This window comes from Streptomyces sp. NPDC001100 (genome assembly GCF_053598575.1).
Map to the genome: position 1 here is coordinate 14,100 of NZ_JBSFKO010000033.1, position 18,641 is coordinate 32,740.

The 18,641-nt window shown below is 69.8% G+C and carries 19 protein-coding genes and 1 pseudogene; 7 read left to right on the forward strand and 13 right to left on the reverse strand.

What is annotated here, in order from left to right; genetic code table 11:
* Positions 1-11 precede the first annotated feature (11 nt).
* From ACWDEW_RS35865 to ACWDEW_RS35880, 4 genes are all read right to left on the reverse strand, one after another.
* Complete coding sequence (locus ACWDEW_RS35865) at positions 12-848, reverse strand: MetQ/NlpA family ABC transporter substrate-binding protein (protein ID WP_450518570.1); 837 nt, start codon at positions 846-848, stop codon at positions 12-14.
* A 133-nt stretch (positions 849-981) separates the two neighbouring features.
* A complete protein-coding gene (locus ACWDEW_RS35870; RefSeq protein ID WP_450518572.1) occupies positions 982-1,686 on the reverse strand; it encodes a methionine ABC transporter permease in 705 nt (234 codons plus the stop codon).
* On the reverse strand, positions 1,683-2,717 hold the full coding sequence (locus tag ACWDEW_RS35875) for a methionine ABC transporter ATP-binding protein (protein ID WP_450518574.1): 1,035 nt from the start codon (positions 2,715-2,717) through the stop codon (positions 1,683-1,685). Before ACWDEW_RS35875 ends, ACWDEW_RS35870 begins: the two co-directional genes overlap by 4 nt.
* A 327-nt stretch (positions 2,718-3,044) precedes the next feature.
* A complete protein-coding gene (locus ACWDEW_RS35880; RefSeq protein ID WP_450518576.1) occupies positions 3,045-3,695 on the reverse strand; it encodes an HAD family hydrolase in 651 nt (216 codons plus the stop codon).
* A 51-nt stretch (positions 3,696-3,746) separates the two neighbouring features.
* Between ACWDEW_RS35880 and ACWDEW_RS35885 the strand changes: the two genes are divergently transcribed.
* Positions 3,747-4,106: a hypothetical protein gene (locus ACWDEW_RS35885; protein WP_019066313.1), complete on the forward strand. Its 360-nt coding sequence runs from the start codon at positions 3,747-3,749 to the stop codon at positions 4,104-4,106.
* A 1-nt stretch (position 4,107) separates the two neighbouring features.
* Positions 4,108-4,557, forward strand: a complete 450-nt coding sequence (locus tag ACWDEW_RS35890) for a hypothetical protein (RefSeq protein ID WP_450518579.1) — start codon at positions 4,108-4,110, stop codon at positions 4,555-4,557.
* Here ACWDEW_RS35890 and ACWDEW_RS35895 read toward each other — a convergent pair.
* The 3 genes from ACWDEW_RS35895 to ACWDEW_RS35905 form a co-directional block, all read right to left on the reverse strand.
* A complete protein-coding gene (locus tag ACWDEW_RS35895; RefSeq protein ID WP_019066311.1) occupies positions 4,547-5,044 on the reverse strand; it encodes a GNAT family N-acetyltransferase in 498 nt (165 codons plus the stop codon). The two genes, ACWDEW_RS35890 and ACWDEW_RS35895, sit on opposite strands and share 11 nt — an antisense overlap.
* Positions 5,045-5,089: 45 nt before the next feature.
* Entirely contained in the window at positions 5,090-5,596 is a 507-nt protein-coding gene (locus ACWDEW_RS35900) for a sigma-70 family RNA polymerase sigma factor (RefSeq protein WP_450518582.1), read from the reverse strand.
* Between the two features lie 73 nt (positions 5,597-5,669).
* Positions 5,670-6,851, reverse strand: coding sequence for a glycerophosphodiester phosphodiesterase (locus tag ACWDEW_RS35905; protein WP_450518584.1), 1,182 nt, complete (start codon positions 6,849-6,851; stop codon positions 5,670-5,672).
* Between the two features lie 301 nt (positions 6,852-7,152).
* Between ACWDEW_RS35905 and ACWDEW_RS35910 the strand changes: the two genes are divergently transcribed.
* Positions 7,153-7,842: a lysophospholipid acyltransferase family protein gene (locus ACWDEW_RS35910; RefSeq protein ID WP_450518586.1), complete on the forward strand. Its 690-nt coding sequence runs from the start codon at positions 7,153-7,155 to the stop codon at positions 7,840-7,842.
* A 56-nt stretch (positions 7,843-7,898) separates the two neighbouring features.
* On the opposite strand, the gene ACWDEW_RS35915 is transcribed toward ACWDEW_RS35910, so the two are convergent.
* The 4 genes from ACWDEW_RS35915 to argH all read right to left on the reverse strand — a co-directional run bounded on the left by ACWDEW_RS35915 (position 7,899) and on the right by argH (position 12,625).
* The gene (locus tag ACWDEW_RS35915) at positions 7,899-9,422 is read right to left on the reverse strand and encodes an MFS transporter (RefSeq protein WP_450518588.1); all 1,524 of its coding nucleotides are present in this window, start codon (positions 9,420-9,422) and stop codon (positions 7,899-7,901) included.
* On the reverse strand, positions 9,419-10,000 hold the full coding sequence (locus ACWDEW_RS35920) for a TetR/AcrR family transcriptional regulator (protein ID WP_450518589.1): 582 nt from the start codon (positions 9,998-10,000) through the stop codon (positions 9,419-9,421). Before ACWDEW_RS35920 ends, ACWDEW_RS35915 begins: the two co-directional genes overlap by 4 nt.
* 81 nt (positions 10,001-10,081) lie before the next feature.
* Positions 10,082-11,053: an aldo/keto reductase gene (locus ACWDEW_RS35925; protein WP_450518591.1), complete on the reverse strand. Its 972-nt coding sequence runs from the start codon at positions 11,051-11,053 to the stop codon at positions 10,082-10,084.
* A gap of 144 nt (positions 11,054-11,197) precedes the next feature.
* Complete coding sequence (gene argH / locus ACWDEW_RS35930) at positions 11,198-12,625, reverse strand: argininosuccinate lyase (protein WP_450518593.1); 1,428 nt, start codon at positions 12,623-12,625, stop codon at positions 11,198-11,200.
* Positions 12,626-12,855: 230 nt separating this feature from the next.
* Between argH and ACWDEW_RS35935 the strand changes: the two genes are divergently transcribed.
* Together ACWDEW_RS35935 and ACWDEW_RS35940 are read left to right on the forward strand one after the other, a co-directional pair.
* Positions 12,856-13,722 (forward strand): hypothetical protein, encoded by an 867-nt coding sequence (locus tag ACWDEW_RS35935; protein WP_450518594.1) that lies wholly within the window; start codon positions 12,856-12,858, stop codon positions 13,720-13,722.
* A 131-nt stretch (positions 13,723-13,853) separates the two neighbouring features.
* Positions 13,854-14,549: a L,D-transpeptidase family protein gene (locus ACWDEW_RS35940; protein WP_450518596.1), complete on the forward strand. Its 696-nt coding sequence runs from the start codon at positions 13,854-13,856 to the stop codon at positions 14,547-14,549.
* A gap of 105 nt (positions 14,550-14,654) precedes the next feature.
* On the opposite strand, the gene ACWDEW_RS35945 is transcribed toward ACWDEW_RS35940, so the two are convergent.
* Positions 14,655-16,154, reverse strand: a complete 1,500-nt coding sequence (locus ACWDEW_RS35945) for a sensor histidine kinase (protein ID WP_450518598.1) — start codon at positions 16,152-16,154, stop codon at positions 14,655-14,657.
* Positions 16,154-16,891 (reverse strand): response regulator transcription factor, encoded by a 738-nt coding sequence (locus tag ACWDEW_RS35950; protein WP_450518600.1) that lies wholly within the window; start codon positions 16,889-16,891, stop codon positions 16,154-16,156. The genes ACWDEW_RS35945 and ACWDEW_RS35950 overlap by 1 nt, the downstream gene beginning before the upstream one ends.
* A gap of 151 nt (positions 16,892-17,042) precedes the next feature.
* Between ACWDEW_RS35950 and ACWDEW_RS35955 the strand changes: the two genes are divergently transcribed.
* Together ACWDEW_RS35955 and ACWDEW_RS35960 are read left to right on the forward strand one after the other, a co-directional pair.
* Positions 17,043-18,395, forward strand: coding sequence for a ferredoxin reductase family protein (locus ACWDEW_RS35955; protein ID WP_450518602.1), 1,353 nt, complete (start codon positions 17,043-17,045; stop codon positions 18,393-18,395).
* Between the two features lie 7 nt (positions 18,396-18,402).
* Positions 18,403-18,641 (forward strand): annotated as a pseudogene (locus tag ACWDEW_RS35960) (FMN-binding protein); the annotation flags it as partial.

The window sequence follows — 18,641 nt, forward strand, 5'->3', positions numbered from 1 at the left end:
CGGAAGGACGGTCAGAAGGACGGGATGACGGAGCCGGCGTACTTGTCCTCGATGAACTTCTTCACCTCGGGCGAGGTCAGCAGCTTCGCGAGCTTCTTGACGCGCGGGTCCTTCTCGTCGCCCTTCTTCACGGCGAGGAAGTTGCCGTACGGGTTGTTGGTCGCGGACTCCAGGACGAGCGCGTCCTTGGCGGGCTTCAGGCCCGAGGAGATGGCGTAGTTGCCGTTGATGACGGCCGCGTCGACGTCGTCCAGGGAGCGCGGGGTCTGGGCCGCCTCCAGCTCCTTGAACTTGAGCTTCTTGGGGTTCTCGGTGATGTCGGCGGGGGTCGCCTCGTTGCCGACACCGGACTTGAGGGTGATCAGCTTGTTCGCCGCGAGCAGCTTGAGGGCGCGGGCCTCGTTGACGCTGTCGTTCGGGACGGCGATCGTCGCGCCGCTCTTCAGGGCGTCGGCGCTCTTCACCTTGTGGGAGTAGAGGCCGAGCGGCTCCAGGTGGACCGTGACGACGGGCACGATGTGGGTGCCGTTCTTCTTGTTGAAGTCGTCGAGGTACGGCTGGTTCTGGAAGTAGTTGGCGCCCACCGAGCCGTCCTCGGTCGCCGTGTTCGGCGTGACGTAGTCGGTGAACTCCTTGACCTCCAGGTCGAGTCCGGCCTTCTTCGCCAGGTGGTCCTTGACGTAGTCGAGGATCTCGGCGTGCGGGGTGGGGCTCGCGGCGACGACCAGCGGTCCGCTGTAGTCGGAGGAGGCCGAGGAGGACCCCTTGTCCGAGCCGCAGGCGGAGAGCGCGAAGGTGAGCGCTCCGGCGGCGAGGACGGCGGTGGTGAGCTTTGCGGTGTTACGCACGAAAAGTGCCTTTCCTGAAGGGTGTCGCGTATTACGACCCCTGGAATCAAGGGGTGTCGGCACGCAGTGCCGTCGTTGAGGGGTGGTGGTCGGGCGACGGGTGGGCGGTGCGGGGAGCCTGTGAGGGGTGGACCTACGCGGCCTTGAGCAGCCGGAGCCTCGGTGCCGGACCCGACCGTCCGCCGCGCCGGTGCGCGGAGCGGGCCGCGTAGTCGCCGGCGAACTGGATGAGGGAGATGACGACCGCGAGGATCGCCACGGTGATCCACATCAGCTGGGTCTCGAAGCGCTGGTAGCCGTAGCGGATGGCGATGTCGCCGAGGCCGCCCGCGCCGACCGTGCCCGCCATCGCGCTGTAGCCGATGAGGGCGACGATCGTGGTGGTGGTGCTGGAGATCAGCGAGGGCAGGGACTCCGGGACCAGGACCTTGCGCACGATCGTCCAGGTGTTGCCGCCCATCGACTGCACGGCCTCGACGAGCCCGCCGTCCACTTCGCGGACAGCCGTCTCAACAAGGCGCGCGAAGAAGGGAATTGCCCCGATCGCGAGCGGCACGATCGCGGCCTCGCGGCCGATGGTCGTCCCGGTGACGGTCCGGGTGAAGTTCATCAGCGCGACCATGAGGATGATGAACGGCAGCGAGCGGGCCACGTTCACGATCTGCCCGATGACCTTGTTGGCGGCGACGTTCTGCAGCAGTCCGCCGCGGTCGGTCAGGACCAGCAGGATGCCGAGCGGGAGTCCGCCGACGACGGCGATGACCGTGGACCAGCCGACCATGTAGAGCGTGTCCCAACACGCCTGGGACAGCAGGGGCTGCATCTCGGACCAGCTCACTTGGCACCTTCCTTCAGCAGTACGGGCTCCTGGCCCAACACGTCGATCTGCAGGCCCTGTTCGCGCAGGAAGCCGATCGGCACCACGTTGTCCTCGTAGCGGCCGGGCAGTTCGATGCGCATACGGCCGACCTGGAGTCCGCCGACGGTGTCGATGGCGGCGCCGAGGATCGAGATGTCGATGTTGTAGGTGCGCGAGAGCTGCGAGACGACGGGCCGGGTGGCGGCCTCGCCGTGGAAGGTGACGTCGACGACCGTGCGGTCCTGGCCGCCGGCCTCGCCGCTGACCAGGAAGAGCGCGGAGGCCAGTTCGGAGCCGGGGGTGGCGAGCAACTCGCTCACCGTCCCGGACTCGACGATGCGCCCGTGCTGCATCAGCGCGGCGGAGTCGCAGACCGACTTCACGACGTCCATCTCGTGGGTGATGAGCAGGACGGTCAGGCCCAGCTGCCGGTTCAGGTCGCGCAGCAGCTGGAGGATCGAGCGGGTGGTCTCCGGGTCGAGGGCGCTGGTGGCCTCGTCGGAGAGCAGCACCTTGGGGTCGCCGGCCAGCGCGCGGGCGATGCCGACGCGCTGCTTCTGGCCGCCGGAGAGCTGGGCCGGGTAGGCCTTCGCCTTGTCGGCGAGCCCGACGAGGTCGAGGAGTTCGAGGGCCTTGGCGGACCGTTCCTTCCCCGACTTGCCGAGGATTTCGAGCGGCAGCTCGACGTTGTCCTGCACGGTCCGCGAGGACAGCAGGTTGAAGTGCTGGAAGACCATGCCGATACGGCTGCGCGCCTGCCGGAGTTCCCGTCCGGCACGCGGTCCGCGCCCGGCGAGGGCGGTGAGGTCCTGCCCGTCGACGGTGACCGTGCCGGCGGTGGGCTTCTCCAGCAGGTTGACGCAGCGGATGAGCGAGGACTTGCCGGCGCCGGACTGGCCGATGACGCCGTACACCTCGCCTTCGCGGACGTGGAGGTCGACGCCGTCGAGGGCGGTGACCTCACGGCCGCGCGAGCGGTAGACCTTGGTCAGGCCCGATGTGGTGATCACTGGAGTTCCATGACTGTTGAGTACGGGGGCGTGGGTGTGCCCTGGTACGAGGGGGAAATGTGCGTGGGGCGGCGGAGTCGCACGGCGTTCAGCGCATGGACATGCCACGGCGGCTCGCTTCGGGGCGCGAGGCTGGGGCGCGTAGCCCGGGGGTGGTGCGGGGGCCCTCTAGAAGGCGCACATTCGACACATACAGCGAGCACCGGGCGTCAGGGTCGCCTCGGTCGCAAGGGTGCGGCTGCTCGTCGTGGTCATGGAATCAGTAAAGCAGACGTACGGTCCTGACAAAGGGCCGCTGTCCGTATGCCGGACAGCGGCGGACGCCCGTCAACCGCGCGCGGAGATCTCCACTCCCCCGTCGCTGACCAGCGCGGACAGGGCTGACAGGTCACTCACAACAAGGTCGGCGTCCAGCTCGTGTGCCTCGTGCGTTGTGGCCAATGCCACGGTGATCATTCCGGCCGCGCGGCCGGCCTGGAGCCCCGCCGGGGCGTCCTCGAAGACGACACAGCGGGCCGGGTCGACGCCGAGTTGGCGGGCGGCGAGGAGGTACGGCTCGGGGTCGGGCTTGCCGTGTGTGACGTCCTCGGCGACCACCAGGGTCTTGGGCAGGATGCCGGCGTGCGCGAGCCGCGCCTCGGCGAGCCGACGGGTGGCGGAGGTGACGACGGCCCAGCGGTCGGCGGGCAGCGAGTCGAGGAAGTCCCTGGTGCCGGGCAGCAGGACGGCACCCCCGTTGGGCACGTCCTCGACCTCCAGCGCCTCGATCCGCGCGACCGCCGTGGGGACGACATCGGCGGGCAGCAGGTCGGCGGCTATCGCGACGGCGGTCCGCCCGTGCAGTTCGACCCGGGCGAAGTCCTCGGCGGTGATCCCGAACTCCTCCGCCCAGCGCGTCCAGCACCGGCGCACGGATTCGAGGGAGGAGACGAGCGTGCCGTCGTTGTCGAACAGGAGGGCCTCAGCATGGATCTTCATGTTCCCGACCCTACGGTCACCGGGTCTTTTGGCCCGTAATAGGGTCGCCGCATGCTTGATGCCCTGACGCTGGCGATCGGTGTCGCCGCGCTGCTGCTCGCCGCCTGGACCGGGTGGGCGGCCTACCGCGACCAGTCGACGAAGGACTGGCACTTCATCGGCATGGCCGTGGTCACCCTGCTGGCCACGGTCCAACTGGTGGTCGGCATCGTGCAGTTGGCGCGCGGCGAGAAGGCGGAGCAGGGCACGGCGATCTTCGTGGCGTATCTGCTGGGCGCGTTCGCGGCGGTCCCGGCGGCGGGTTTCATGTCCCTGGCGGAGCGCACCCGCTGGGGCACGGCGACGGTCGCGGCCGGCGCCGTGGTCCTCGCCGTGCTCGAAGTCCGGCTCTACGACATCTGGGGAAGCTGAGATGACCACCGTGGAAGAGGACACCGTGGAAGAGAAGCCCAAGCGGCTGATCAGCGGGCCCGGCATGCTGCTCGTCTGGTTCTACGGCGTGATGGTCGTCGGCGCGGTCTCGCGCTCCGTCTACCAGATCGCCACCGAGTTCGACCGGGCCCCGCTCGCCTACTCGCTGTCCGCGGTCGCCGGTGTGGTGTACGGCTTCATCACGTACTCCCTGATCCGCGGCGGTGAGAAGGCCCGCAGGGCGGCACAGGCGTGCTGCGCCGCCGAACTCGCGGGTGTCCTGATCGTCGGGACGCTGACCGTGATCGACAGCTCGGCCTTCCCGGACGCGACGGTCTGGTCGTACTACGGCGCGGGGTACATCTTCATCCCCGTGCTGCTGCCGCTGTCGGCGCTGTACTGGCTCCGGAAGAACCGCGCGGCCGACACCACCGACACGGTCACGCCGTAGCGACGTACGCCTCGACCGGCTTCTCCAGGACGATCATCGGTACGCCGTCGTCGCCCTGGGAGGTGCCTACGGTCTCGTAGCCGACGCGGCGGTAGAGGCGGAGGTTGCCCTCGCTGCGGTGGCCGGTGTGGAGGCGGAACTTCTTGGCGCCGCGTTCCTCGGCGAGGGCCGACTCGGCCGCGCGCAGGAGGCGGGCGCCGATGCCGTGACCCTGGAGGCGCGGGTGGACGCAGAGCTTGCCGATGGCCGCCGCGCCGTCCTCCGTCACCGTGCCGCGGACCGAGCCGACCACCTCCTCGCCCAGCCGGGCCACGAAGACACAGTCGGAACCGAGCTCCGCCCGGACCGAGTCGAGACTCTGGACCAGCGGGTCGATGCGGTAGTTGCCGTACAGCGCCGCCTCGCTCTGGAAGCACAGGTACTGCAGCCTGAAGATCTGCTCCGCGTCCTGCTCGGTCGCCACCGAGATGGTCACACTCATGCCCATGTGCGCACGCCTCCCGCTCACCTGATCGCCATGTGGTTCTCACTCCTATCCCCGCGCTTCGCGGGCCGCAACCTCCGGCGTCAGCAATCGGCGAAGACATCCCAGACATCTGGAACGTTCCGGGCCGAGACTGCCCTGTGAGATACCCAACTCCCCTGCGATCTCGCGGTAGGTGAGGTCCTTGGGCGACAGCAGCGCCTCCATCAGACGCGGGCAGCGACCCGGCAGCCGGCGCACCGCGTCGTGCAGCGCGCGGTGCCGCGCCGCCGTGAGAGCGACTTGCTCGGGGCCGCGGTCGCTGTCCTCGACGGGATCATCACCGTACGACTGTTCGATGCGGGCCGTGCGGCGAGTGCGCTGGGCCTCGGAGCGGACCGCGCGGCGGAGCCAGCGCTGGGGGTCGACCGGTGGGCCGGAGGCGTCGAGGCGTTCCAGGAGGCGGAGCCAGACGGCCTGTTCGAGGTCGGCCGGTTCGGTTCCGGAGGCATATGCCTCGGCGGAGGCCTCGGCGGCGAGCAGTGGGCGCAGGGTGGCGACGAGGTGGTGTGTCATATGCGGCACGACGTGGCCGCCCCGGCGCAAGGTTGCCGGGGCGGCCGTCAGTCACTCCAACGGGGCGCGGGGCTCAGCCGTTGACGAAGTCCGCGCGCGCCAGCAGACCGGTGTCGGCGTTGTCGGTGAAGACACCGTCGATGCCCGTGGCGAAGTAGCGCTTGAACGCGCCGAACGCGTCGCCGTAGGCGTCCGGGGCGGTGCCCTTGCGGTACTCCAGCGGCAGGAAGGGGTTCTCGTTGCGCATGGTGTAGGGGTGCAGGATCAGGCCGGCCTTGTGCGCGTCGGCGACCAGGGTGGTCTCCTTGTTCAGGCTGCCGTCGGCGTTCTTCGTGATGATCAGGTCGAGCGTCGGGCCCAGGCCCTGCGCGTACGACGCGATCTCGGCGAGGCCCTTCGGGGTGACCAGGTCGTCGACCGTGCGCGGGTCGCCCAGGTCGATGAAGTCGAAGGGCCGGGTGCCCGTGCCGGACAGCAGCACCACCAGGTTGTTGCGGACGAGCTTGCTGATCTTCTGGATGCTGGTCGGCTCGAAGGACTGGATGAGGACCGGCGAGTTCCGCTTGTCCTTGCCGTGCTTGCGCAGGGCCGAGGAGAGCAGCTTCTCCATCTCGAAGCCGCGCTTGCGGAAGTAGGTGGGGTGCTTCATCTCGGGGTAGATCCAGACCTGCTTGCCGCGCTTACGGGTCTGCTCGTCCTGCCACTTGAGGACCTCTTCGAAGGTCGGGATCTCCCAGCGGCCGTTGTAGAGCGTGTTGTGCGGGCGGTTGGCCGGAATGCGCTCGACGGCGCGCAGGGTCTTCAGCTCGGCGAGCGTGAAGTCCTCGGTGAACCAGCCGGTCGTGGAGACACCGTCGAGCAGCTTGGTGGTCTTGCGGCTCGCGAACTCGGGGTGGTCGGCGACGTTCGTCGTGCCGCCGATCTCCGGCTCGTGCCGGCAGACCAGGTGACCGTCCTTGGTGGGGACGAGGTCTCCGGCCTCGACGATGTCGGCGCCCAGGTCGAGGGCCAGGTTGTAGGAGCCGAAGGTGTGCTCCGGACGGTAGCCGCTGGTTCCCCGGTGCCCGACGATGGTCGGCTTGGGCAGGTCCTTGAGGCCGCCGCCGTGGCGGCCCGTCGCGGACTCGGCGGCTCTCGCCGTGCCCGCCGGTCCCAGTGCGGCCACTCCCGCACCGAGCACGGCCGCGCCGAGGAGCGCCCGTCGTCCCGTCCCGTTGGCTCGCTCGTCCGGCCCCTGCGTTCCCTGCGTGTCCATCAAACCTCCTGGCGTCGCCCCGTCGGTGCGCGCCGATCGTAGGTGCGCGCAGATGACGAACGGGAGACCTCGGCCGGAACACGACGGTGACGCTGGATGTCGTAGGGAAGGCGAGGTCTGACACGCCATCAGCAAGGAACGCGAGATGCGTCACAACATGGCGGCCCGGTTACGGGACGACTCCGGAGCGACACCGCAGGTAAACGTGCGTCAACACTGCGTAAGACCTCGGTGAACCCGATGTGCAATACGCGGGGCACCGCGAGTATCGTCCTCACCTGCACAGTTTTATATCGACCCCTTGACACCGGAGGGCCCGTTGTCCCGCTTCGTGCTCATCAAGGCAGTGCTCGGACCGATCATGCGCCTGATGTTCCGCACACGTGTGGAGGGCGCGGAGCACATCCCGGGCGAGGGCCCGGTGATCCTGGCCGGCAACCACCTCACGTTCATCGACTCGATGATCCTTCCACTGGTCTGCGACCGGCAGGTGCTCTTCATCGGCAAGGACGAGTACGTCACCGGCAAGGGCTTCAAGGGCCGCCTCATGGCCTGGTTCTTCACCGGCGTCGGCATGATCCCGGTGGACCGGGACGGAGCGAACGGCGGGGTCGCCGCGCTGATGACCGGGCGCCGCGTGCTGGAGGAGGGCAAGGTCTTCGGGATCTACCCCGAGGGCACGCGGTCGCCCGACGGGCGGCTGTACCGGGGTCGTACCGGGATCGCCCGCCTCACGATGATGACGGGCGCGCCGGTCGTTCCCTTCGCGATGATCGGTACGGACAAGTTGCAGCCCGGGGGTGCCGGGATCCCCCGCCCCGGGCGGGTCACCGTCCGGTTCGGTGAGGCGATGGAGTTCTCCCGGTACGAGGGGATGGACCGGGATCGGTATGTGCTGCGGGCTGTTACCGACTCTGTGATGACTGAGGTCATGCGGTTGTCGGGGCAGGAGTACGTGGACATGTACGCGACGAAGGCGAAAGCTGCGTAGGGGTTCGTTTTTGGGTGCGGGTGCGTTGTGGTTGCTCACGCAGTTCCCCGAGCCCCTTACGGGGCGCTCTCCAGCCGTTGATTTCGTAGCATGAACCATGCTGCAACGGCCGTTGCCAGCAAGACCGTTGCGCCTACCGCCGACGCCACGCTCAGGCCGTTGACGAAAGCCTCTCTTGCCGACGTCAGCATTTCCTGCGCCGCCCGTGTCGGCATGCCGCCCGCCGCTTCCACCGCGCCGCCCAGTGACTCGTGGGCGGCGCTCGGTGTGCCCGCCGGAGACGCGAAGCCCCGGTACACGCCCGTCACGATCGAGCCCAGTACGGCGATGCCGAGGGCCGCGCCCAGTTCGTAGGCCGTTTCCGAGACCGCCGAGGCCGCGCCTGCCTGTTCCTTCGGTACGGAGGAGAGGATGACGTCGGCCGTCACCGTGAAGGAGAAGCCGGCACCGACGCCGACCACCAGCAGTGCGGCGCCGAGGAGCGGGTAGCCGGTGGACTGGTCGAGGGTTGTCAGTACGGCGAGGGCCAGGCCCACGGCGGCGAGGCCACCCGCGACCACCGCGCGGACCGAGAAGCGGCGGGCCGTCCGGCCGGCGATCAGGCCGGCCGCCACCGCACCGACGGCGGCGGGGATTTCGGCCAGACCCGCCTCGAACGGGCCCCTGCCCTGGACGAGTTGCAGGTACTGGGAGAGGAAGAACACCAGCCCGGACAGGCCGAGGATGGTCAGCAGGTCGGCCAGGACGGCCGCGCTGAAGCCCCGGTTGCGGAACAGGCGCATGTCCAACAGCGGTGCGGGGAGGGTGAGTTGGCGGCGGACGAACCAGTACAGGGCCGCCGCGCCCAGTGCCCCCACCGCGAGCGCGGGCAGCTCGAAGCCGTGGGTCGCTGCCTCCTTGACCGCGTAGACGACGCCGATCACACCCACCAGGGACAGCGCGACGCTGATCATGTCCCAGGGCCCCGGGTCGGGGTTCTTCGACTCCGGCAGCATCTTGATGCCGACCAGGACGAGCACCGCCATCACGGGCAGGTTGATGAGGAACACCGAGCCCCACCAGAAGTGTTCGAGCAGGAAGCCGCCGGCGACCGGGCCAACTGCCGTACCGGCGGAGGCGGTTGCGCCCCAGATGCCGACCGCGAGGCTGCGTTCGCGCGGGTCGTGGAAGAGGTTGCGGATCAGGGCGAGGGTGGCGGGCATCAGGGTCGCGCCCGCGACGCCGAGCAGCGCCCGGGCCAGGATCATCAACTCCGGTGTCGTGGCGTAGGCGTTGAGGACCGAGATCGCGCCGAAGGCGGTGGCTCCGACAAGCAGGATGCGCTTGCGGCCTATTCGGTCGCCGAGGCTGCCCATCGACACGAGCAGGCCCGCGATGACGAAGGAGTAGACGTCGCCGATCCAGAGGAGCTGGGTGCCGGACGGCTTCAGGTCCTCGCTGATGTAAGGGGTCGCGAGGCCGAGGACCGTCGCGTCCACGGCCACCAGCAGCACGGCGAGCACGAGGACGGAGAGCGCGAGCCAACGGCCCGGGCGCTTCTCCGTCTCCGTCACAGCCGCCGGCTGCAGGGTGCTGGTCATGATTCCTCTCTCCGTGTTTCTTCTCTTCGTGTTGCGTCTCTGCGTAGTGCGCCGCCGAGCAACAGCTCGACGGTCATGTGCGTAAAGTCCTTGGGTGCGCCTTTGCCGCTCTGCACCAGCCACACGCCGGAGGCCAGCAGGCCGAACAGCGCCTCGGTGAGCCAGGCGGGGGTGAGATCGATGCGGAACTCGCCGCCCTGCTGGCCGCGCCGGAACAGGGCGGTGATGCGGTCGTCGATCCTGGCCCAGCCGGCGTGCTGCTCCTCGCCCTCGAACAGCTGGTTCTCGGTGTAGAGGAAGGCGAGCAGACCGGCGGCCGGTTCGACCTCGCGGACGAGTCGCCGTACGGCGTCCTCGGCACGGCCGTCGTCCAGCCGCGCGGTGTCCAGGGCGGTCTCGCACTCGGCGATGCCGAGCGCCTCCAGCGCCCGTACGAGCGCGTCGCGCCCCGCGAACTGGCGGTGCAGGGTGGCCCGGCTGATCCCGGCAGCCTTGGCGACCTCGTCCATCGTCGCGGTGGACTTGCGGGTCAGCAGGGCGGCGGCAGCGCGGAGTACGTGGTCGCGGTCGAGAGCCATGAGACAACCATAACCCACATGAGACATTGATGTCTCATCGCGGGCATGACTGCCTCATGGGGAGGGGCGATCAGCGGAACCTCAGTGCCAGGGCAGCTGCCCGCGCTTCTCCCAGTACATGTGCGGGTCCTCCGCGAGTGCGGCAAGGCGGGCGAGCTGGTCGTCGTTCAGGTCCACGACCGCCGCGTGCAGGTTGGAGGCGAGCTGGCCGACCGTCGCCGCGCCGGACAGGGCCACCCCTGCCCACGGCTCGCGCAGGATCAGGGCCAGGGCGACCGCGTCGGCACCCAAGGACGTCTCTTCCGCCACGGCCTTCAGGGCGTCCGGCGCGTACGGCCCCGCCAGCCGGCCGTTGGCCATGCCCTCCTTGACGATCACCGTGAGTCCTGCGTCGTGGGCCTCGGCCAGCGCGGGGCCGGCTGAGGTCTCCAGGGCGTTGTACGTCGACTGGACGGTACGGAAGAGGGGCTCGCCGTCGACCGTCACGGCGAGCGCGGCGCGGATGGCGTCGGCCTGGGCCGGGCCGCTCGTCGAGAAGCCGATCGTCACGCCCGTCGCCGCCAACTCGGCCAGTTTCGCGTGGAGTTGCTTGTCGGTGAGGGCCGGGCTTTCGGGGGTCACCGAGTGGATCTGGTAGAGGTCCAGGCGGTCTCCGAGGAGGTTCGTGGTCTCGGCGCGCTGGCGCTCGTAGGTCTGGACACTGTGGTCCTTGACCTCGTGCCTCTCGGCGTCCGTGGTCCAGTCGGCGGTATAGGTGTAGCCCCATTTGCTGCCGACCACGATGTCGTCGAGGTCGGGGTGGGCGGTCAGCCAGTCGGCGAGGAACTCCTCCGAGCGGCCGTAGGAGCGGGCCGCGTCGAAGTAGCGGACGCCCTGGGCATAGGCGGCGTCCAGGAGCTCGTGGGTGCGGGCTCGGAGGGTTTCCACGGTGCGGGTCTCTCCGAGGTCTTCGTCGCGGCCGAGGTTGATGTAGCCGGGGCGGCCTACTGCGGCGAGGCCGAGTCCGAGGTGGCTGGTGGGGGTTGTCGCTGTGGCCAGTCGGGCGAAGGGCATCGCGGGCTCCGTTTGGTCGGCTCCAGTACGGCTTCGACCAACGTAACCCGCGATGACCTTCGGCTTCGCCTACGAGCTCGGTGCGTGCGGTGATTCTGCGGGTGCGGGCGCGTCGTGGCTTGTCGCGCAGTTCCCCGCGCCCCTTCAGGACTTGGCGTTGGCCCAGAGGTGTTGTTGGGCCAGATCCGCCTTCACCTCCGCCAGTTGGATCGCCACGGCGCTCGGGGCCGTGCCGCCCCGGCCGTTGCGGGAGGCGAGGGCGCCGGGGACGTTGAGGACCGTGCGGACCTCCGGGGTCAGGTGGGCGGAGATCTTCGCGAACTGTTCGTCGGTGAGGCCGTCGAGCTCGATGCCCTCGGACTCGGCGACCTTGACGCACTCACCGGCGACCTCGTGGGCGACGCGGAACGGGACGCCCTGCTTGACCAGCCACTCGGCGATGTCGGTGGCGAGGGAGAAGCCGGCCGGGGCCAGTTCCTCCATGCGGTCGCGGTGGATGGTCAGGGTGGCCATCATGCCGGTGAACGCCGGGAGCAGAACCTCCAGTTGGTCGATGGAGTCGAAGACCGGCTCCTTGTCCTCCTGGAGGTCGCGGTTGTACGCGAGCGGGAGCGCCTTGAGCGTGGCCATCAGGCCCGTCAGGTTGCCGATCAGGCGGCCCGACTTGCCGCGCGCCAGCTCCGCGATGTCCGGGTTCTTCTTCTGCGGCATGATCGACGAACCCGTGGAGAACGCGTCGTGCAGAGTCACGAAGGAGAACTCCTTCGTGTTCCAGATGATGACCTCCTCGGCGATCCGGGAGAGGTTCACCCCGATCATCGCGGTGATGAAGGCGAACTCGGCGACGAAGTCACGGGAGGCCGTGCCGTCGATCGAGTTGGCGACCGAACCGTGCTCGAAGCCCAGGTCCTTCGCCACCGACTCCGGGTCCAGGCCGAGGGAGGAGCCGGCCAGTGCGCCGGAGCCGTACGGCGAGACGGCTGTCCGCTCGTCCCACTGGCGCAGGCGTTCCGCGTCCCGCGACAGGGGCTGGACGTGGGCCAGGACGTGGTGGGCGAAGAGCACCGGCTGGGCGTGCTGGAGGTGGGTGCGGCCGGGCATCGCCACGTCCGGGTGGGCCTCCGCAAGGCCGATCAGCGCGTCCTGGAGGTCGGCGATCAGACCGCCGATCGTCCGGGCGTGGTCGCGCAGGTACATGCGGAAGAGGGTGGCCACCTGGTCGTTGCGTGAGCGGCCGGCGCGGAGCTTGCCGCCGAGATCGGGGCCGAGGATCTCCAACAGGCCGCGTTCCAGGGCCGTGTGGACGTCCTCGTCGGCGATCGTGCCGACCAGGGTGCCGTCGGCCACGTTCGCCGCCAACTGGTCGAGGCCCGCGAGCATCCGGGTCAGCTCGTCGTCCGTGAGGAGGTTCGCCTTGTGCAGCACGCGTGCGTGGGCGCGGGAACCGGCGATGTCGTAGGGCGCGAGCCGCCAGTCGAAGTGGACGGACGCGGACAGCTTCGCCAGGGCCTCGGCGGGACCGTCGGCGAAACGACCGCCCCAGAGCCGTACGTCACCGCTGTTGCTGCTCACTTGCGCTGCTCCTCAAAGGCCGTGGACGGCGTTCGTCGTGCCGTGCTGTGTCCCTGCATTGTCTCGCATGCATGATTATGCAGAGTCCTGCATGATTCGTCAATTTGAAAGACCCTTGAACAACCTTGAACACCAGCAATCGCTTTCCCGTACCTCTCGCCGAACGCAGGCGCCGCGTTTCCCCCCACGAGTCACCTTCAGTTCACCCCTGACCCGAGTGAGGCATTCGCATGTCCAGGGCTCTCCCCAAGTACAACAAGCGTCGCGTCGTGTTCATCGGCGGTGCCGCCGCCGTGGCGCTCACCGGTGCTGTCATCGCCGGTACCGCCCTCGCCGGGACGCCGGACAAGAGCAGCACCACGCAGAGCGCCCGCACGTTGTCCGACCCCGGGACGATCACCTGCCCGGACGTGAAGTCGCAGCTCCCGGCGGTTCCGGCGTCCGCGCAGGCCGAGGTCGACCGGAACCTCGCCCTCCTCGACACGCAGATCGCCGAGGCCAACAAGCGACTCGTCGACACCGTCGGACAGGGCGGCGCCAACTTCGTCCAGAACGCCATCCTCGGCCCCCTGAAGGACAAGCGCGTCTCGACCATCGACCGGATCGCCATCGCCATCGGGCGCCAGGGCACCAAGCCGACGGGGCTTGACGCGCTCGCCGCGTGCACCCTGAACGCGGCCGGTGCCACGGGTACTACGGGGTCGACCGGCGCGGAGGACACCGCGACCGCCACCCCGAGCGCGACGGCTGCCGCCACGCAGGCGGCCGGGGGGACGGACGACACCGCCGCCGGGTCGAGCGCGGTCGGGACCATTTCCTGCCCGGACGTGAAGTCGCAGCTCCCGGCGGTTCCGGCGTCCGCGCAGGCCGAGGTCGACCGGAACCTCGCCCTCCTCGACACGCAGATCGCCGAGGCCAACAAGCGACTCGTCGACACCGTCGGACAGGGCGGCGCCAACTTCGTCCAGAACGCCATCCTCGGCCCCCTGAAGGACAAGCGCGTCTCGACCATCGACCGGATCGCCATCGCCATCGGGCGCCAGGGCACCAAGCCGACCGGACTGGACTCCCTGGCCGCCTGCACGCTCACCAAGTGACGTGACAGGCAGCCGTGGCCGCCCCGATGAACGCCGGCCGGGGCGGCCACGGTGATGTCCGGAGCGGGGTGCGTTGCCTGTTCGGCCCGTCTGAGGTGCCGTCAGGGCGTGCGCGCTCTAGCGTCTGAGGCATGCGTCCCGGTGTCGTTGCCCTCGCGTCCCTCGTTCTCCTGCTCGGTGCGGTGCCCGCGCGGGCGGCGGAGCCGTCGCCGTTGTCGCTCGCGGACACCGGTGGTGGGAGTCAACTGCTCCTGGCTCAGGCTCCTGGGGTCAAGTCCACGTCCGGGACGCTCAGTTGGTGGGAGCGGCGGGGTGGGAAGTGGGTCAAGGTCGGTTCCGTCGTCGCTCGGTTCGGGGCGAAGGGGCTGGTCGAGGGGCGGGCTCGTAGGCAGGGGTCCTACACGACTCCCACCGGGTTGTACGACCTGCCGTATGCCTTCGGGATCAAGGGCGCGCCGGGCGGGAGTCGCGTCAAGTACCGGCGCGCGAACGGGAGTTCTTGGTGGTGTGAGGACACTCGGTCTCGCGTCTACAACCGGTGGAGTGAGCCGCTCGCGCGTGACTGTCGGGCGTCGGAGTCCGAGCGGTTGATCTCGTATGTCACGCAGTACGCGTACGGGGTTGTCATCGCGTACAACTACGCCAAGCCTGTGAAGGGGCGTGGGGCCGGGATCTTTCTGCATGTCAACGGGCGTGGGGCCACCGCCGGTTGTGTGTCTGTGCCGGTGGGTGCGATGCGGAGGATCTTGGGGTGGGTTGATCCCAAAAAGGCGCCGCATATTGCGATTGGGACGGTGAGTGGGGTTACGGGGATCACTCGGTACTGATTCGCCGTAGCGCCGTTCAGGTGTCGGTTGTATGGCGAGTGCGGGCCGTCAGTGGCTGGTCGCGCCCACGCGGCGGAGCCGCAAATCGATACAGCCCCGCGCCCCTTAGGTGGATCCACTCGACGGCAGCTTCACCGTGAACGTCGTTGAGCCCGGGCGGCTCTCCAGTTCCACGTTTCCGCCATGAGCCTCCGTCACCGCGGCCACGATCGACAGGCCCAGGCCCGCTCCGCCTCCCTTGCCTTCCGTCCGGCGGCGGTCCGCCCGGGTGAAGCGTTCGAAGACGCCCGGCTGGACCTCCGCCGGGACGCCGGGGCCGTCGTCGTGGATCGCCAGGCAGGTGGACTCGTCCTTCGTCTCCACCGAGACCGTCACCTTTGTGCCCACGGGTGTGTGCAGACGTGCGTTGGCCAGCAGATTGGCCAGCACCTGTTGGAGGCGGTGGGCGTCGCCGGTGACCGTGACCGGTTCCTCGGGGAGTTGCAGGGCCCAGCGGTGGTCGGGGCCGGCGGCCCGCGCGTCGGCGACGGCGTCGAGGACCAGGCGGGTCAGGTCGACGGGGCGGCGTTCGAGGGGGCGGCCCGCGTCGAGGCGGGCGAGGAGGAGCATCTCGTCGACCATCACGCCCATGCGCGCCGACTCGGCCTCGATGCGTTCCAGCGCCCGGGTCACCTTGGGCGGGACGGGGTCCGGGTGGAGGAGCGCCAGTTCGGCGTGGCCCCTGATCGACGCGACCGGGGTGCGCAGCTCGTGGCTGGCGTCGGCCGCGAAGCTGCGCAGCCGTTCCTCGCTCGCGTGCCGGTGGGTGAGCGCGTCCTCGACATGGCCGAGCATGCGGTTGAAGGCGCCGGCGACCTGGCCGACCTCACTGCGCGGGTCCGACTCTGGCGCCCGGGACGGCAGCGCCACCTCGCCGCTGGCCAGCGGGAGTTCGCTGACCCGGGTGGCGGTGGCGGCGACCCGGCTGAGCGGCCGCAGCGACCAGCGCACCCAGAGGGCGCCCGCGAATCCGGTGATCAGGAGGGCCGCGCCGAAGACGATCGCGGCCACCGCCTCCAGCCGGTGGACGGCTGCCTCCACCGACTCCAGCGGGAGCCCGGTGATCATCACGTCGCCGTCCCGCCCCTGCGCGGCGAGGACACGGTACTTGCCGAGGGAGGAGAGGCGGATGGTGCGGGCCCTGCCGCCGACCGGGACCGCGGCGAGTTCCCTGCGGTCCCGTGCGGTCAGGGGGACCTTGAGGTCGGTCGTGGTGTCGTCCTTGTCGGCGGGCACGACTGCCGAGTTGGTGACGACGCCGTCGACCAGGCGGGCGCCGAAGGTGTGCGGTGCCTGACGGCGCGTGTCGCCGCGTTCCCGGTCGTCGGCGTCGTGGTCGGTCAGCGTCTGGCCCTTGTGCTCCAGGCTGGCGGGGAACTGTGTCCCGACCTCGGTGAGCTGCTGGTCGAGCCGGCCGGTGAGGAAGCCGTCCAGTTCGATCACCGCGGCCACCCCGACCGCGGCGCAGCTGACCGCGAGCAGCACCACGAGGCCGGCGGTCAGCCGCGCCCGCAGGGTGTGCAGCCGGGGCAGCCACCGCCCGACGGTCCGCAGTGCCCTGCCCATCACAGGACCGGCTTGAGCACGTATCCGGCCCCGCGCACGGTGTGGATCATGGGCTGACGGCCGGCGTCCACCTTCTTGCGCAGGTACGAGATGTACAGCTCGACGACATGGGCCTGGCCGCCGAAGTCGTAGGACCAGACGCGGTCGAGGATCTGGGCCTTGCTGAGGACGCGGCGCGGGTTGCGCATGAGGAAGCGGAGCAGTTCGAACTCGGTCGGTGACAGTTCGACGATCGCGCCGGCCCGGCTGACCTCGCGGGCCTCCTCGTCCATGACCAGGTCCCCGACGACGATCCTGGGGCCCTCCTCCTGCTGGCGGGCCATGCCGGCGCGGCGCAGCAGTCCGCGCAGCCGGGCGACGACCTCCTCCAGGCTGAAGGGTTTCGTGACGTAGTCGTCGCCGCCCGCGGTGATGCCGGCGATGCGGTCCTCGACCGTGTCCCGGGCGGTGAGAAAGAGCACACAGACGTCGGGCTTCACCTCGTGCAGGGAGCGCAGCACGGCGAAGCCGTCGGTGTCCGGGAGCATCACGTCGAGGACGACGGCGTCCGGCCGCAGCTCGCGCGCGCCGGCGAGCGCGGAGGCTCCGTCGCCGGCCGTGCGTACCTCCCAGCCCTCGTAGCGCAGGGCTCCAGAGAGGACCTCGGCCAGGTCGGGGTCGTCGTCGACGACGAGGACGCGCACGGGAGTGCCGTCGGGGCGGGTGAGGGCCGGTCGGCCGGAGCGGGTCGTATTCATGGCACTTAACAGCATCGCCCCTCGCGGCCCGCCCGGCTGTCGTGAGGCGCTCTGAGTTTCCTCTGAGAACTCTGAGAACTGCGCCCGCTCAGAGATCCCTCAGAGGTTGGGCCCGCACAGTTGCGTGGAGGACAGGTGAAAGGACGCAGACATGACCACCGTGTACGAGCAGCGGAAGGCGCCGCCCGTGGCGCCGGTTCCCCGGCGCTCGCCAGCGGGCCCGGTACTCGCCCTGCTGTGGGCCGGCGCGGCAGCCTCGGTCGCCCTCTGGTGGGCGGACACCGGCTCCGTTGTCGGGGCCGCGGGCTGGCTGACCGGGGCCGGACGGCTCGCCGGGCTGCTGTGCGGGTACGCCTGCGCGGTGCTGGTGGGTCTGATGGCCCGGGTGCCGCTGCTGGAGCGGCGGATCGGCTCGGACCGGGTGGCGCGCTGGCACGCGATGGCGGGCCGCTACACGATCTGTCTGCTGGTCGTGCACGTCGTGCTGATCCTGCTCGGGTACGCCGCCCAGGACCATGCCTCGATCGTGCACGAGACGGTCACGGTCGTCTTCGACTACCCGGACATGCTCAAGGGCACGATCGGTGCGCTGATCCTCTTCGCGGTCGGCATCACCTCGGCCCGTGCCGCGCGCCGCAGGCTCAGCTACGAGTTCTGGTACTACGTCCACCTGCTCACATACCTCGCGGTCTTCCTCGCCTTCTTCCACCAGCTGTCCCTGGGCAACGAGTTCAACGGCCACGCCGGGGCCACGGCCGCCTGGTACGCGCTGTACCTGGGCGTCGCCGCGCTGGTCGTCTGGTACCGGGTCCTCGCCCCGGTGCGGTTCAACCTGCGGCACCGGCTGCGGGTCGAGTCCGTGCACCGGGAGGCGCCGGGTGTGTACTCCGTCGTCGTACGGGGGCGCCGGGTGGACGAGATGGGTGCCGAGGCCGGGCAGTTCTTCCGCTGGCGGTTCTTCGGCGAGGGCATGGGCTGGACGTCGACGCCGTACTCGCTGTCGGCGCCACCCCGCCGGGACCTTCTGCGGATCACCGTCAAAGCGCTCGGCGACCACAGCGCGGCCGTGGCCCTGCTGCGGCCGGGGGCCCGGGTGTGGGCGGAGGGCCCGTACGGGGCACTGACCGCCGACCGGCGCACCGCGCAGAAGTCGCTGCTGGTCGCCGCCGGCGTCGGCATCACCCCGCTGCGCGCCCTGTTCGAGACGCTGCCCGGTGAGGTGACGCTGCTGTACCGGGCGCGTACGGCCGAAGACCTGGCGCTGGGCGGGGAGTTGGAGGCCATCGCGCAGTGGCGCGGGGCGAAGGTGCTGTACGCGCTCAACGGGCCGCGGGGTCAGCGGCCGGTGCTCGGTGCGGCGGCGCTGCGCGAGGCCGTGCCCGATCTCGCCGGGCACGACGTGTACATCTGCGGTCCGCACGCCTTCGCCCAGGAGCTGTACGGGGCACTGCGCGCCGCCGGTGTGCCGGACCGTCGTATCCACCACGAGTCGTTCGAGCTGTGAGGCTGTCGTGCATCCGTTGAAGAAGAACCGTCCGCTGCGCCGGATCGTGCTGGCGAGCGCGGTCACCGCGTCCGGTCTGGTGATGCTGCTGGCGCTGAAGCCGCACACGGCTCCCGAGATCGCGGTGGCGCCCGCGCCGGCGCCGTCGAGCAGTTCCACCGCCACCGCCGGTTCCGGCGGTTCGAGCAGCTCCGGCGGTTCGAGCAGCTCCGGCGGTTCGAGCAGCTCCGGCGGTTCGAGCAGCTC

Coding starts and splice junctions, on each gene's coding strand:
- ACWDEW_RS35880 (WP_450518576.1), bottom strand. CDS start 3,695: ATGAAGATCCATGCTGAGGCCCTCCTGTTCGACAACGACGGCACGCTC.
- ACWDEW_RS35885 (WP_019066313.1), top strand. CDS start 3,747: ATGCTTGATGCCCTGACGCTGGCGATCGGTGTCGCCGCGCTGCTGCTC.
- ACWDEW_RS35890 (WP_450518579.1), top strand. CDS start 4,108: ATGACCACCGTGGAAGAGGACACCGTGGAAGAGAAGCCCAAGCGGCTG.
- ACWDEW_RS35895 (WP_019066311.1), bottom strand. CDS start 5,044: ATGGGCATGAGTGTGACCATCTCGGTGGCGACCGAGCAGGACGCGGAG.
- ACWDEW_RS35900 (WP_450518582.1), bottom strand. CDS start 5,596: ATGACACACCACCTCGTCGCCACCCTGCGCCCACTGCTCGCCGCCGAG.
- ACWDEW_RS35905 (WP_450518584.1), bottom strand. CDS start 6,851: ATGGACACGCAGGGAACGCAGGGGCCGGACGAGCGAGCCAACGGGACG.
- ACWDEW_RS35915 (WP_450518588.1), bottom strand. CDS start 9,422: ATGACCAGCACCCTGCAGCCGGCGGCTGTGACGGAGACGGAGAAGCGC.
- ACWDEW_RS35920 (WP_450518589.1), bottom strand. CDS start 10,000: ATGGCTCTCGACCGCGACCACGTACTCCGCGCTGCCGCCGCCCTGCTG.
- ACWDEW_RS35925 (WP_450518591.1), bottom strand. CDS start 11,053: ATGCCCTTCGCCCGACTGGCCACAGCGACAACCCCCACCAGCCACCTC.
- ACWDEW_RS35935 (WP_450518594.1), top strand. CDS start 12,856: ATGTCCAGGGCTCTCCCCAAGTACAACAAGCGTCGCGTCGTGTTCATC.
- ACWDEW_RS35940 (WP_450518596.1), top strand. CDS start 13,854: ATGCGTCCCGGTGTCGTTGCCCTCGCGTCCCTCGTTCTCCTGCTCGGT.
- ACWDEW_RS35945 (WP_450518598.1), bottom strand. CDS start 16,154: ATGGGCAGGGCACTGCGGACCGTCGGGCGGTGGCTGCCCCGGCTGCAC.
- ACWDEW_RS35950 (WP_450518600.1), bottom strand. CDS start 16,891: ATGAATACGACCCGCTCCGGCCGACCGGCCCTCACCCGCCCCGACGGC.
- ACWDEW_RS35955 (WP_450518602.1), top strand. CDS start 17,043: ATGACCACCGTGTACGAGCAGCGGAAGGCGCCGCCCGTGGCGCCGGTT.